The 12,777-nt window shown below is 41.4% G+C and carries 15 protein-coding genes and 2 pseudogenes; 5 read left to right on the plus strand and 12 right to left on the minus strand.

Going from position 1 to position 12,777, the window contains the following annotated elements; translation table 11 throughout:
* Nucleotides 1-33: 33 nt before the first annotated feature.
* The 3 genes from ACSLFW_RS20775 to ACSLFW_RS20785 all read left to right on the plus strand — a co-directional run bounded on the left by ACSLFW_RS20775 (nucleotide 34) and on the right by ACSLFW_RS20785 (nucleotide 3,897).
* Nucleotides 34-1,266 carry a glycosyltransferase gene (locus tag ACSLFW_RS20775; protein ID WP_436557335.1) on the plus strand — a complete coding sequence of 411 codons (1,233 nt, stop codon included), beginning with the start codon at nucleotides 34-36 and terminating at the stop codon, nucleotides 1,264-1,266.
* Between the two features lie 253 nt (nucleotides 1,267-1,519).
* Nucleotides 1,520-2,281, plus strand: a complete 762-nt coding sequence (locus ACSLFW_RS20780) for a hypothetical protein (protein WP_436557336.1) — start codon at nucleotides 1,520-1,522, stop codon at nucleotides 2,279-2,281.
* Nucleotides 2,282-2,523: 242 nt separating this feature from the next.
* Nucleotides 2,524-3,897, plus strand: a complete 1,374-nt coding sequence (locus tag ACSLFW_RS20785; protein WP_436557337.1) for a hypothetical protein — start codon at nucleotides 2,524-2,526, stop codon at nucleotides 3,895-3,897.
* A 269-nt stretch (nucleotides 3,898-4,166) separates the two neighbouring features.
* On the opposite strand, the gene ACSLFW_RS20790 is transcribed toward ACSLFW_RS20785, so the two are convergent.
* Nucleotides 4,167-4,316 carry a hypothetical protein gene (locus ACSLFW_RS20790; protein ID WP_436557338.1) on the minus strand — a complete coding sequence of 50 codons (150 nt, stop codon included), beginning with the start codon at nucleotides 4,314-4,316 and terminating at the stop codon, nucleotides 4,167-4,169.
* A gap of 136 nt (nucleotides 4,317-4,452) precedes the next feature.
* Between ACSLFW_RS20790 and ACSLFW_RS20795 the strand changes: the two genes are divergently transcribed.
* Nucleotides 4,453-4,716: a T9SS type B sorting domain-containing protein gene (locus ACSLFW_RS20795; protein WP_436557339.1), complete on the plus strand. Its 264-nt coding sequence runs from the start codon at nucleotides 4,453-4,455 to the stop codon at nucleotides 4,714-4,716.
* On the opposite strand, the gene ACSLFW_RS20800 is transcribed toward ACSLFW_RS20795, so the two are convergent.
* The 10 genes and pseudogenes from ACSLFW_RS20800 to ACSLFW_RS20845 all read right to left on the minus strand — a co-directional run bounded on the left by ACSLFW_RS20800 (nucleotide 4,713) and on the right by ACSLFW_RS20845 (nucleotide 10,460).
* On the minus strand, nucleotides 4,713-4,979 hold the full coding sequence (locus tag ACSLFW_RS20800) for a hypothetical protein (RefSeq protein ID WP_436557340.1): 267 nt from the start codon (nucleotides 4,977-4,979) through the stop codon (nucleotides 4,713-4,715). The two genes, ACSLFW_RS20795 and ACSLFW_RS20800, sit on opposite strands and share 4 nt — an antisense overlap.
* Nucleotides 4,942-5,358: a hypothetical protein gene (locus ACSLFW_RS20805; protein WP_436557341.1), complete on the minus strand. Its 417-nt coding sequence runs from the start codon at nucleotides 5,356-5,358 to the stop codon at nucleotides 4,942-4,944. The genes ACSLFW_RS20800 and ACSLFW_RS20805 overlap by 38 nt, the downstream gene beginning before the upstream one ends.
* 1 nt (nucleotide 5,359) lies before the next feature.
* A complete protein-coding gene (locus tag ACSLFW_RS20810) occupies nucleotides 5,360-6,364 on the minus strand; it encodes a D-alanine--D-alanine ligase (protein WP_436557342.1) in 1,005 nt (334 codons plus the stop codon).
* 38 nt (nucleotides 6,365-6,402) lie between these two features.
* Complete coding sequence (locus ACSLFW_RS20815) at nucleotides 6,403-6,582, minus strand: hypothetical protein (protein ID WP_436557343.1); 180 nt, start codon at nucleotides 6,580-6,582, stop codon at nucleotides 6,403-6,405.
* A 16-nt stretch (nucleotides 6,583-6,598) separates the two neighbouring features.
* Nucleotides 6,599-7,114 carry an NRDE family protein gene (locus tag ACSLFW_RS20820; protein ID WP_436557344.1) on the minus strand — a complete coding sequence of 172 codons (516 nt, stop codon included), beginning with the start codon at nucleotides 7,112-7,114 and terminating at the stop codon, nucleotides 6,599-6,601.
* Nucleotides 7,102-7,590 (minus strand): DinB family protein, encoded by a 489-nt coding sequence (locus ACSLFW_RS20825; protein WP_436557345.1) that lies wholly within the window; start codon nucleotides 7,588-7,590, stop codon nucleotides 7,102-7,104. The genes ACSLFW_RS20820 and ACSLFW_RS20825 overlap by 13 nt, the downstream gene beginning before the upstream one ends.
* An 18-nt stretch (nucleotides 7,591-7,608) precedes the next feature.
* Nucleotides 7,609-7,980, minus strand: coding sequence for a DoxX family protein (locus ACSLFW_RS20830; protein WP_436557346.1), 372 nt, complete (start codon nucleotides 7,978-7,980; stop codon nucleotides 7,609-7,611).
* A 60-nt stretch (nucleotides 7,981-8,040) separates the two neighbouring features.
* Nucleotides 8,041-8,445 (minus strand): YHS domain-containing (seleno)protein, encoded by a 405-nt coding sequence (locus ACSLFW_RS20835; protein WP_436557347.1) that lies wholly within the window; start codon nucleotides 8,443-8,445, stop codon nucleotides 8,041-8,043.
* Nucleotides 8,446-8,565: 120 nt separating this feature from the next.
* Entirely contained in the window at nucleotides 8,566-9,249 is a 684-nt protein-coding gene (locus ACSLFW_RS20840) for a Crp/Fnr family transcriptional regulator (protein ID WP_436557348.1), read from the minus strand.
* Between the two features lie 69 nt (nucleotides 9,250-9,318).
* Nucleotides 9,319-10,460, minus strand: a pseudogene (locus ACSLFW_RS20845) (acyl-CoA dehydrogenase family protein).
* A gap of 97 nt (nucleotides 10,461-10,557) precedes the next feature.
* On the opposite strand from ACSLFW_RS20845, the gene ACSLFW_RS20850 reads away from it, so the two are divergent.
* Nucleotides 10,558-11,631 (plus strand): anhydro-N-acetylmuramic acid kinase, encoded by a 1,074-nt coding sequence (locus tag ACSLFW_RS20850; RefSeq protein ID WP_436557349.1) that lies wholly within the window; start codon nucleotides 10,558-10,560, stop codon nucleotides 11,629-11,631.
* A 10-nt stretch (nucleotides 11,632-11,641) separates the two neighbouring features.
* Here ACSLFW_RS20850 and ACSLFW_RS20855 read toward each other — a convergent pair.
* A pseudogene (locus tag ACSLFW_RS20855) lies at nucleotides 11,642-12,249 on the minus strand (protein-glutamine glutaminase family protein).
* Nucleotides 12,250-12,777: the final 528 nt, after the last annotated feature.

The following is a 12,777-nucleotide window of genomic DNA, read 5'->3' on the forward strand; positions in this document are numbered from 1 at the left end:
GGAATTTCTTATTCGTATTTTGCACAAAAAAGAATGCCACTAAAAATCCTCATCATCGGTTTTGTATGGCCTGAACCGCAATCTTCGGCGGCAGGCGGCAGAATGCTGCAACTGATCCGGTTATTTCAGGAACAGGACTGGGAAGTCGTTTTTGCGAGTGCGGCGATGGACAGCGATTTTATGTATGACCTGGAGTCGATTGGTATTCAGCGGCAGAAAATTTTGCTCAATGACAGCAGTTTTGATTTTTTCATAAAGGAATGCAATCCGGAAATCGTGCTTTTTGACCGTTTTATGATTGAGGAGCAATTCGGTTGGCGCGTGGCAGAAAATTGCCCGGATGCGTTACGTATTCTTGATACAGAAGATTTGCATTGTTTGCAACAGGCCAGGCAATTGGCGTTTAAGGAAACCCGACAATTTGCAGAAGCTGATTTATTTTCAGATGTGGCAAAAAGGGAGGCCGCAAGTATTTTTCGTTGTGATATTTCATTGATCATTTCTGAATTTGAAATGGATTTGCTGCAGAAAACATTTAAAATTGACGCATCATTATTGTATTATCTGCCGTTTCTTTTGGAGCCGATAAATGAAAGTATCATACAAAGATGGCCGTCATTCGGGGAACGGAATGATTTTGTCTTCATCGGTAATTTCCTTCATGAACCCAATTGGAATGCGGTTCAGTATCTCAAAGAAGCGATTTGGCCTCTGATCAGGAAAAGACTTCCGGAAGCGCAATTGCACATTTATGGCGCTTATCCTTCACAAAAAGTTTTGCAATTGCATCAGCCTTTGTCAGGATTTCATGTGATGGGGCGCGCAGGAGATGCGGATGAAATCGTCAGAAAAGCAAAGGTTGTGCTCGCGCCATTGCGTTTCGGTGCCGGAATCAAAGGAAAATTAGTGGAAGCTATGCAATGCGGAACGCCAAGTGTCACTACTTCAATCGGTGCAGAAGCAATGGAAATTGACGGTGAATGGAACGGATTTATTTGTGACAATCCGGAAGATTTTGCAAACGCCGCTGTCGCATTATATTCAGATAAATTGCTTTGGCAAAAAGCTTGCGAAAGCGGCATTTCGATTTTCAATCGCCGTTACCTGAAAAGCAACTTCGAAGTGCCATTTATTAAGCATATTATCAGTTTACAAAAAGCACTTATTTCACACAGGCTAAATAACTTCACCGGCGCCATGCTGATGCACCATACTCTCAACAGTACCAAGTATATGTCACGTTGGATTGAAGAAAAAAACAAGTAGGGTAAAACCGATGCCGGCTGTTTAATTAATGGCATAATAATCTTTATCCATAATCGTTAAAATTGTATATTTGAAGCTGTTAAATACGTAAAATGATTTTCAGAACTGATAAATTTCCCCAATTTAACAGCTTGAAAATTAAATTCATACATTAAATCAGACTTTCAGTACCTACCTTATGAAATTCAGATTGTCTATATTATTTTTTCTGCTTGCGACGTTCACGGCTTACTGTCAACTGTCTGCTTTTACTTTGACCGGAACGTCCACTAATGAAACCTGTCAGGGAAATGGGACGATAACGCTTCAAACATCCAATACGACTGCCGGCGCAACGATGCTTTTCAGCCTTTATTTACTGCCGAATGTTACGACCCCTTTGAGTCAGTTTTCGCAAAATTCGATTGGCGGACTTAATGCCGGAAATTACAGGGTTATCGCCACACAAAGTCTTGACGATGATTCGAATACCCAACAGATGGATTTTACGATTCTGAATCAGGTTCAGAATCTTGATTTTGAAATTTCATCTTCTACAACGACCAATTGTGATACGACGGGGAATTTATTAGTGACGGTCACTTCGGGTTCAGCGCCTTTTTTTTATGAGATTACTCAAGGAACACCAACAAGGCCGCTCCAGATTTCAAACCAGTTCAACGGATTACCGGGTGGCGCTTACACGGTCAGGGTGATTGACCAGTGCGGTAATGCAGAGGTGCATACTTATACATTAATTTTACCGTCTAACAACCTTACAATCGGAGGAACGACAAATCCTCCTATAGCTACCTCATGTACAACGATTGACATAAGTAATTCTGTTACACCATCCACAGGCAGCAACATTATTTATCCGATTAATGTAACTTATACGATTCATTTTCCTGCTCCCGACGGTACTCAGGTAATCGTTCAGAATTATAATTCTGGAACTTCTCGACCAACTGGATCTGACCATGACGCTGCCACTGTACGGAAGCCAGACGTATCCTTACGAGATTTCGATTACTGACAGTTGCAATAATCCACCATTTACGGGAGGTGGTCTTATTGATCCAAATCCTGAGGTTGATCTGGAAGGAACTCCAAATGAATGCGGCAGGAATACCTCACGCTTACCATTGGTAATTTTTCGCCGCCCTATACTGTAAATTTCACAACTTCCCCTACAGGCTTTAATGCGGCAACATTGAATCCGGCATATCCGGTCCGTTCACGCAAGCGAGTACGCAATATGGCGACGACACACACACTGTGCCGCTTGGCTTATATGTCGCTGAGATCACTGACAGCTGCGGAAGAACTGCTCAAGGCAACTATGAAGTAAAAGAAAAGAAGTTAATTCCTATCAAAAATCAGGTCAATGCGACATGTACAACACCTACAGGCATAATACGGGTTACAATTCCTGAAGGCAGAAAAATAGTTGCGGCTGTCATAGTTGCTGCACCGGCGGCCTACACGCAGCCATTGCCAAGCGACGTCTCTTCTTTTATTAATGCGACTACCGGTTCTTTACTGGTAACCGATTTACCTATTGGAGGTTATGATGTCGTTGTCACTGATGAATGTGGCGTAGTTTATAATACTCCTTTACCAATACATTTTGAACTCACAGCATTCCAGGCACTTACGCCGGATCCTCCAATTGTACGCCCAGGCTGCAGTGCAAGCGAAGGCTCGATACGTCTGCGTTCTAAAAATGGCGCCCTTACATCGGCTTCAATCACGGCGGCACCGGCGGCATTTGCGCAAACGCTTCCTTTTGATGTAACCTCAGGCATCACCAGCGGCATATTGTATATTAGCGATCTTCCTGCCGGCAGTTATGATTTTACAGTTGTGGACGCTTGTGGATTTACATACGTTGTTCCCTCAAATGTTAGCGGATATGATCCGGGAGTCAATAATTTTGAAATGCACCGGAATTGCGGCTCTTTCGACGTTTCATTGCATGACAACAGCAATATCATCGGCGACAGCTATTGGTTTCAGAAACTTAATCCCAATACCAACGTATGGGAGCATCCTGATACAGGCACCGCTTATCCTGAAGGTACAATTCCTACAGCCGATAATTCTATTGCGCTCACCAACCTGAGCACGCTTTTTAATTTAACCGCAGTTGGTACTTATCGCATCATCAAAATCTACCAGACATTTGATGGCGGAAATGCTAATTGCATCCAGATATACGATTCATTTACTTACACAGGAAGCCTTGATATTCTTAGCGTTTTTTCTTTGGATTGTACCGGTGGCGGCGGTCAGGCGAGTGTATTCCTGGAAGTTCTTGGTGTTCCTCCCTACCACTTCACCATTACTTCTCCGGTCGCATTTGACAATTTTAACAGCAATATCTTTACCAACTTAGGTACAGGCTTGTATGTGCTCAAGGTAGAAGACAGTTGCGGAAGAATTGAATTTGTGAATGTAAATGTGGGCACTTTGTTGCCGTTAGTCGAAGCCAACAACCCGACTCCATCAGAATTATTGTTATGCGGAACGCCCGGACAACAGACTGCAAGCTTCGATTTAAACACTTTAAAATCGAGTATTCTGGCCAATCAACCGCCGGATAATTATGTTGTCACCTACCATCTTTCGCAAAACGAATGCCGACACTAATAGCAATCCGTTACCGGAAACCTACACTAATATCACTAATCCGCAGACTATATATGTAAGGGTTGAACATTCGACGCTGCATATCTGTCACGCAACTACGTCGTTTAAATTATTTGTCGGAACAACTGGCCTGTAATCAATACAACCCAAGACCCTATTTATGTTTGCGAAGGCGGCAAAACAAGAATTTTTGCAGATCCGGGATTTGACACTTACCAATGGTCGACAGGCTCAACCGCACCTTATATTGATGTAGATACGCCGGGCGTTTACAATGTAATCGTAAGCAACCAATATGGCAACTCATTCTGCTCAGACGCTAAAGACATTACCGTGACTGGCTCAAGCATCGCGACATTTACCGGATTTGAAACCAAAGACTGAACCGACAACCGCAATAGCTTTGAAGTTTTTGTCAATGGAAGTGGCCTCTATAATTACTCGCTGGACGGCATCAACTATCAGGAATCAAATGTTTTTGAAAACCTTCTTGCCGGTACCTATAAGGTTTTTATAAAAGACCTTCACGATTGCGGCATCATTCAGGAAGATGTTGTGTTACTGAATTACCCTAAATTCTTTACCCCGAATGGCGATGGATTTAATGAAAAATGGCAGATAAAATTTGCCGTATTCGAACCCGGAATGCAGATTTATATCTTCGATAGATATGGCAAACTCATCACCGGTTTTGATTCTGAAAGCCAGGGTTGGGACGGCACTTATAACGGGCATCCGTTGCCTTCTGATGATTATTGGTTTAAAGTAATCAGGGCTGACGGGACAATTTACAGAGGGCATTTTACGATGAAACGCTAATTGATGCGTTTGTATTTCTTTTGAAATTTATAAGTTTGGTAAATCGCCATTCCAAGAAAAAACAACGGAATAATTACGGCCATCAGGTATTTTGACAAGAAATCTGTTGACGCTGTGAGTGTATTCAGAAAAAGCACTAAAGATAACATTCCAAGAAAAGTTCCGGCTAAAGTTCCAGCCAGATAAGAGAACTTGTCGTTGTTTTCAACCGAAATGTACTTTCCGTTAATGAGGTATATATTCCATCCGGTCCAGAAAGGCACTTGTATGAAATTCAGGCTGCTTGTAATAATCCCTATCCAGAAAGGTAGGTAATTGGTGTATTGCGTAAGCAGATTTGTTCCTGCATTTTCCGATTGTGATCCGGCGTAGAATGTCCAGGCTGAAAATCAGCATAAAAAAAATCGAAAACAGCTCGATGTATTTGATGAGTCTTGTATTGTGCGTCAATTTATCTGCGAAAACAAGCGTTCCGAAAATTACAATCGCTTCGATAATTACAACACCAGAAAGAAATTCCGTAAGGCGTCCCATGCCCGATTTCGCATAAATATTAAACCCGATTACATTGAGATATCCCAACGGAATCGAACCGATGTAACTCACCGCAAAACCCACTACTATATTTTTAAGGGTTTTCATATCAGAAGTTGATTATCTTGTCGTTGTGCAGATTGTGTAAACGGTATTGCTGCATTCCGTCTTTGTAATTGAGGTATGGTGCGCCATTTTTGTGGTTCTCAAGGCTTATTTCAAACATATAATGAATATGGCGGATGAGTTCCTTCCATGCGAAAAACAGTGAATGCTTTGGGTCGTAAATATGTGTCGGTTCGCTTGCGGCGCCATTGAGTTCAACGATAGAGAAGTTCTTTCCGTCTTCTAATTCTTCAAGTGTATTGTACATTAAATCAATCCGACCGAAATAAAAACCATCAATTTGCAGGCAGATTTCATTCAATACTGCATTTAATTTTGGTGAAATCCAATGACTCCCGTCGATGAATTTCGCGCCTCTCGCATGGTTTCCGTAAGGAACAAGGTTGATTTTCTCTCCCGTTTTGAGAACTTCTTTCAGTTTTACACCGTATTCTTTTTGTAAAACCTTCAGCTGCATTTCATAACGCGGGTCTTTTCTGAGCAAATCTTCAATTGAGGAAACGCCGTCACCTGTCAGGATTAAAAATTCTTTGGCAACGATTCCGGTAATCCGGCCTTCTTTCTCATGCGGATAACGCACATAAAAAATCCCGATTTCATTTGGATACGGGATCAAATCCTGCACTAAATAATCAAAATTGGCTTTATCAGCATACAATTTCAAATCTTCCGGAGAATCAATTTTCTTTACGGCAGCACCCCGCAGTCCGATGTCTGGTTTGGCAATTAACGGATACTGAATTCCGCAAGCTGCAATGACATTTTGTATTTCCGCGAAAGCGGTATTTTCTTTAATCAACCCGGTTTTCGGGTAATATTGCTGCGGAATCAAATTGTAAATTTCCTTCTTCGACTCATTGATAAATCCGCCATTTTTTATAGTGGGATTGCAGGCATTGAAGAAAAAAATCGTTTTTGCCCGCAACGCATAAACGGCCACAAAAAGTAAATCGGCACATAAACCACCTGGAAAGGCCAGTATTCCCAATGGGTCAGTTTGTGTAAGAAAAGTCTCAATACAGTAGATTAAAGAGAGAATGATTGCTCTGATTCATGTTCGCGAATCAAATCATAATGCGACATCACGACCTTTTTTTTTTCAATGACGGTTTGCGTGATGCTCAGGGTTTTGAGCACATCATTACGATTGATGACGAGTCCGTTTTGCGTATTTCCTTCTTCGGTGTAACGATGGAAATTGTACATTTCTGCCGGAGAAATTTCAGGTTTTGTATCGAGAAAATTGTAAAACCAATCCGCTCTTGCTTCCCTTATTTCTTTCGGATAAAGTGTTGATGATGACCAAATGTAGTTCTGGTTGGCATCCAATTGTACGGTTTTCCTTCTGTAAACCATCCCAACGCAACCGGTAAAGAAATGTTCGTTTTTCAAAAAGTATCAGTGTAAACGGCTCGATGTTATCCAGATCGATTTGTTTCCAAGACTCAAATGGGGATTTTCCACTTATAATGTCTAAAACAATCAATCCGCGGCTTTTGCGATAAGGTGGTTTTACTTCATGTTTTTCTGCTGCGCCGTTAAGCAAAACCATTACATTTCCGGGTCCGTCGATGGCATACCAGGTGCCCCCGGCTTTCGGATCTTTCGGATAAATGAGTTTCTTATCGTTGACCGTATAATTTTGGGGTTCGATGGCGGCTTCCCTTAAAACCTGTTCATCCCTGTTGGAGGTGATGATGATTTTGTCGTTTGCCTTTACAAAACTTACTGTGCACATTGGTTCCTGTATTCGATTGTAGAGCGCGCAACTCCAAAATTAGCATCAATGGTCACATTTTCACATTGCAAAATCGCGACTTTTATAAGTGCCTGATGGTGAATGCAATGCTCCAGATTGTAAAGCAATTCTCTGAAATAATTACTGCTGATGCGGATTTCTTCTCCATCGATTACCTGAAGCAACTCGATTTCTTTGTCGGCTTTTGCCAGATTACCTTTAATTTCAAGAATTGAATCCCTGGCGAATTCGGTATCCGACTGAATACGGATATCGCGTTTGCGTTTGTCATAATTTACAAGCCCGGAAACGTAATTATTTTCTAGGCATTGGAACATTTCGATGATGTGCCGTGTATGTTCTCCGATTGTGGCGTTGCTCAGGGCCGCGCATGGCTTGGAAAATTCGCTGTCAGAAAGCTGATCCAAAAGATCAATCAGTTCATTCAGGCTGTTGTTAATCGAAGATAGGAGCATATTATATTTTAAATTTTATTAAATCCGGGATTTTTTCTTTTCCAGGAAGACCAGCATTGCACTGCAAAAAAATGATATTAAGGCTAACGAAAAAAGCAATCCTCCGTCGTTTTTCACGACCAATCCTAATACAAATATATGTGAAAAAATCGCACCAATCATGATGCCGCAACTTAAAGAAGCACCTAAAAGCGTGGTTCTCGGAATTAATAGCAGCACTGCGGCGATTAATTCTGCGATTCCCGAACCAATCCTTCCGTATGGTTCCATGCCCAGCTTTGAAAAAATCCAGACGCTTTCTTCGGCTCCCGTAAATTTAAAAAATAAAGTCTGAAAAAGGATACCGGCTGCGATAATTCTCAGCGCCCAGATGAAAATTGAATTTTTCATAATCAGCCGTTTATTTTTTTCCATAATGCATCTGCTTTTTTCTTCAGATTCACTTCGTCTTTATTCCAGGATTTTCAGTGTATTATTGAAATAAGCATTGTAAAACAAATACAATTTGCCCTCAATAATCTTAAATGTCTCCGGGTCAATTTCAACTTTTTCGCCGTTGGCACCCATCGCATACGCGCACCATCCGCCATATTGCGGTTCGTAACCCGCCGGATTTTTCGCAAAAGCGTCTTTATCGGCTTGTGTGGCGAAATAATAAATAGCACCTTCGTAAGACGACGCAATTTCCTTTTTCCCCTTGACAGCTTTGCCTTGTTTAAAATAGGCAACGGGATCATAGCCCTGAATTGCAACTTTATTTTCTAAATTGAAATTGGCAGTCCTTTTTACCGTTTGCGCCGAAACGGTCATTGCAAAGAATACTGCGATTGCTATAAGTAAGTTACGTTTTTTCATTGTAATCGGTTTAGAATTTTTTGAATTTTGCTGTGATTTCATAATCAGTGATTTAAATTTAAGCAAATTTACGATGCCTGAAAAAACAGTTTTGTCGGCTACTTTACAAAACGATTCATTTTACGTACGTAATTTGATCGGATCAGGAATAACGATTTCTTTTCTCCCATAAACCAGCAATTTGTTGCTTTCCATTTCATTTAAAAGTAAAGTTGCCGTTTGGCGTGAAGTGCAGATGATTTGGGCAATGTCTGATTGTGTAAGGTAATTTTCGATAATAACTGCACCGTTTTTAACGACTCCGTCCCGTTCGCTCCATTCCGTCAAGAACTGATATAACCTGGTTTTGGCATCTTTCGAAATAAGATTGGTGTAACTGTTGCGGATGCGTTTCATTTTCAATCCGACGAATTTGGTGTAACTCAGCGCCAATTCGGGATTTTTGACCAGCAGGTTTTCAAAATCCGATATCAGGAAACTACAGATGGATACTTCATCCGAAAGTACTTTTGCGTATTCGTTGACTTCCTTGTCCGCTTCGAGCGCCAATTCACCAAACAAATCGCCTTTGCGGATAATGTCTTTGATGGTTTCATCGCCATGTTCATCGACCGCAACAATTTTGATAGCGCCTTTCTTGAGCAGGAAAATTCTTGGCACATCTGAATCAGAAAAATAAATGATTTCGCCTTTCGCCGCTTTCTTAAATCCTGTGATGATGCACAATTGCTTAATCTGGCCGAAGCTCAAAGCCCGAAACAGTTTATGGTCACGCAAATACCAGTATTTTAACTCGTCGTACATATTGTAAATGTAGGCAAAATAAAAACCCTTCCGTCGCTGAAAGGGTCTTTAGAAATTATATTGATGAAATTATTCCGAAAGGATTGCTCTTGAAATTACGATTTTCTGAATTTCAGAAGTGCCTTCATAAATCTGCGTGATTTTCGCATCGCGCATCATTCTTTCTACGTGGTATTCTTTTACGTAACCATTTCCACCGTGAATCTGAACGGCTTCAACAGCTGTATCCATTGCCGTTTGTGAAGCGAAGAGTTTCGCCATGGCACCGCTTAAATCATAATTCTGGTGCGTGTCTTTGTCCAGGCCGCTTTGAGGCACAAATGACGCGAGCATTCAATATTTACGGCCATATCCGCGAGTTTGAAAGCGATGGCCTGGTGTTGCGAAATTTCTTTCCCGAAAGCCTTTCTCTCTTTTGAGTATTTCAAGGCCAGTTCATATGCGCCGGAAGCGATTCCCAAAGCTTGTGATGCGATTCCGATTCTTCCACCGGCAAGCGTTTTCATGGCAAATTTGAATCCGAAACCATCTTCGCCGATGCGGTTTTCCTTTGGCACTTTCACATCAGAAAACATTAACGAATGCGTGTCAGAACCGCGGATGCCCATTTTTTGTTCTTTCGGCCAATTTCAAAGACCAGGCATGTCTTTGGTCATGATGAGCGCGTTGATGCCTTTGTGTTTTTTCTCGACGTCTGTTTGTGCGATTACGATATAAAAATCGGCGGTATTTCCGTTGGTGATCCAGTTTTTGGTGCCATTTACAAGGTAATGGTCGCCTTTATCGATAGCTGTTGTTTTTTGTGAAGTGGCGTCGCTTCCGGCTTCAGGTTCAGAAAGGCAGAATGCGCCGTGGATTTGTCCTGACGCTAATTTCGGTAGCCATTCCATCTTTTGTTCTTCACTGCCAAAAGCCTGCAATCCCCAGCATACGAGCGAATTATTTACCGACATTACTACCGAAGCCGATGCATCAACTTTTGAAATTTCCTCCATGGCAAGGACGTAGGAAATGGTATCCAGTCCGCTGCCGCCGTATTTCGGGTCGACCATCATTCCCATAAAGCCTAATTCTCCCATTTTCCTGATTTGTTCGGTTGGGAAAATCTGCTTTTCATCTCTTTCAATCACTCCCGGAAGCAGTTCATTTTGTGCAAAATCCCTCGCTGCCTGCTGAATCATCAAGTGCTCTTCGGTAAGTTTAAAATCCATAATAGGTGTAAATAATGTTAGGCTATTGTTGTTAAATTGTGCCCAAATGTAAATATTTATTATCAGATTTTCTACCAGAATAGGTATTTTTGCGGTCATGCTTAAAGAAAACTACAACGTTATCGGGGTTATGTCGGGAACTTCGCTCGACGGCATCGATCTGGCCCGTATCAATTTCAAGATAAAAAACGGAAAATGGTATTTCAAAATACTTGAATGCGAGACTGTTGGCTATAGTGCGGAGTGGGTTGCGACGCTAAAAGATGCCGTTGGTTTTTCGGATAATGAGCTGCAAAAACTCAATGCTGCTTATACTTTTTTGTTGGGAAGCACGATTCAGAATTTCATCAGGAAATACAATATAAAGAACCTTAACGCAGTGTGTTCGCACGGACATACTATTAAACATGAGCCACAAAATGGCTTTACGCTGCAAATTGGAAATCTTCCTGAAATTGCTTCGATAGTTGGAGAAACGATAGTTTGTGATTTCCGTGTACAGGATGTGGAATTAGGCGGACAGGGTGCTCCATTGGTACCTATCGGCGACCGCAAATTATTTTATGAGTATGATTATTGCCTGAATCTGGGTGGTTTTTCCAATATTTCGTTTGAAGAAAATGAGAAACGGGTAGCGTTTGATATTTCGCCTGTGAATACTGTGCTGAATTTTTATGCGCATCAACTCGGGTTTGATTATGATGATAAAGGCGAAATCAGCGCGTCTGGGAACATCAACAACAAATTGCTTGCTGAATTGGACGCATTGCCTTTTTACGGGCAATCTTACCCAAAATCTCTCGGAATTGAATTTGTAAAAAGCACCATTCTTCCGTTGATTGAAAACCATGATATTGCAATTGAAGACAAGATGCGGACTTTCACCGAACACATCGCCATACAGACAGCAACAGTTTTATCTGGCAAAAAAGGAAGTTTACTGATTACCGGCGGCGGCGCTTACAATAATTTCCTGATTGACCGGATTAAATTTTATCTTCCGGAAATGACCGTTATCATTCCTGAAAAAAAGTTGCTTGAATTTAAAGAAGCGCTAATTTTTGCACTATTGGGCATCCTGCGATTGCGTGATGAAGTTAATGCGCTGGCGAGTGTGACGGGCGCTTCGAAAGACCATTCGTCTGGTTTTGTTTATTTTCCTGTGCAATAAATTTCAAAACTTATAATTTACATTTTGCATATGGCGGCGGGCCATCTTTTTTACACATATCATCAAGATCGTGCCTGAATTCTATGATGTCATTTTGTGCCGTCGCCAGATCTGCTTCACCACCATAGCGATTGTATTGCCGCCAGTCAGTTAAGCGAAGTTCTGCATTGCCGGTATCCATTAATTTTTTCCAGTCTTCCGGCGTTACAGGTCCGTCGCACATCGAAGGATCGAGCACCATTGGTTTAGGCTTCCCGGTGAGTTGCAATACATCAACGGTAGCCGCTACGTGAAATACCCATGACACTTTGCAATTTGGATCGTTGAGCGTATGTGCGTTGAGTTTGCCGTAACACCAGCCTTTCCTGGCATGACATGTAAATCCATCAGTATAAAACACATCAGATGTGCCCTGACCCAACAGCCACTTCCGGGATATTGAAATGGGATGCAGGGTTTTGCGGAATGGCAGGGTTTGCAATTTGTCTGTTGTAAAATAACGAACAATTCTTTTGCTTTTTCAAGCGTTACAGCTGTTTTTGTAATTATTTTCGGCAGTTGGGATGGAATAACGGGTGCATGTGGAATCGCGTTATTTCCATAAGTGCCTGTGAGCATTTGAACGTCAATAATTGTATAGGCAGGCTTATTTGCCGTTACCAAAACGCTAACATCTTTAGCTTTTGCATCTTTGAGTGTGGCAAGCAGTACTTTAAAATTTGGATTGTTACGCTCCAGAAAATAATATGCGGCATCAACGCGAAACGCTATTGCAACTTTATCAACAGCACTTTCATCGATACTGTCAACATGTTCAGCTGTGGGCACTAATATGTCGATGACTACATTATTATCTGTAATTGCATATACCGGACGATTATTCCTCGTTAGATAATCAATTCTTTTTGACCACAAATCAGCATTTGTATCGTCATGCGGTAAAATCGCGGTTTTATTATTCTCGAAATGAATAGTAACCGGGCACCTTTTGCATTTGTTAATACAACAGGATGGACGATTTTGGATAGAATATGATTTGGCATACCTGATTATTTAATTGCTAATAAATTCAATCAAATGTAACCAAATAATATATCCTAAAAGCACGCATTTATACCTGTTCTAAAATGTACGCTGTCTATTTTT

Source organism: Flavobacterium sp. 3HN19-14 (assembly GCF_051373205.1).
GTDB lineage: Bacteria > Bacteroidota > Bacteroidia > Flavobacteriales > Flavobacteriaceae > Flavobacterium.

What these genes read in the sequence shown, in the direction of transcription:
- ACSLFW_RS20775 (WP_436557335.1), top strand. Translation starts at nt 34, where the DNA reads ATGCCACTAAAAATCCTCATCATCGGTTTTGTATGGCCTGAACCGCAA.
- ACSLFW_RS20805 (WP_436557341.1), bottom strand. Translation starts at nt 5,358, where the DNA reads ATGAAAACCCTTAAAAATATAGTAGTGGGTTTTGCGGTGAGTTACATC.
- ACSLFW_RS20815 (WP_436557343.1), bottom strand. Translation starts at nt 6,582, where the DNA reads ATGTACAATTTCCATCGTTACACCGAAGAAGGAAATACGCAAAACGGA.
- ACSLFW_RS20820 (WP_436557344.1), bottom strand. Translation starts at nt 7,114, where the DNA reads ATGTGCACAGTAAGTTTTGTAAAGGCAAACGACAAAATCATCATCACC.
- ACSLFW_RS20825 (WP_436557345.1), bottom strand. Translation starts at nt 7,590, where the DNA reads ATGCTCCTATCTTCGATTAACAACAGCCTGAATGAACTGATTGATCTT.
- ACSLFW_RS20830 (WP_436557346.1), bottom strand. Translation starts at nt 7,980, where the DNA reads ATGAAAAATTCAATTTTCATCTGGGCGCTGAGAATTATCGCAGCCGGT.
- ACSLFW_RS20835 (WP_436557347.1), bottom strand. Translation starts at nt 8,445, where the DNA reads ATGAAAAAACGTAACTTACTTATAGCAATCGCAGTATTCTTTGCAATG.
- ACSLFW_RS20840 (WP_436557348.1), bottom strand. Translation starts at nt 9,249, where the DNA reads ATGTACGACGAGTTAAAATACTGGTATTTGCGTGACCATAAACTGTTT.
- ACSLFW_RS20850 (WP_436557349.1), top strand. Translation starts at nt 10,558, where the DNA reads ATGCTTAAAGAAAACTACAACGTTATCGGGGTTATGTCGGGAACTTCG.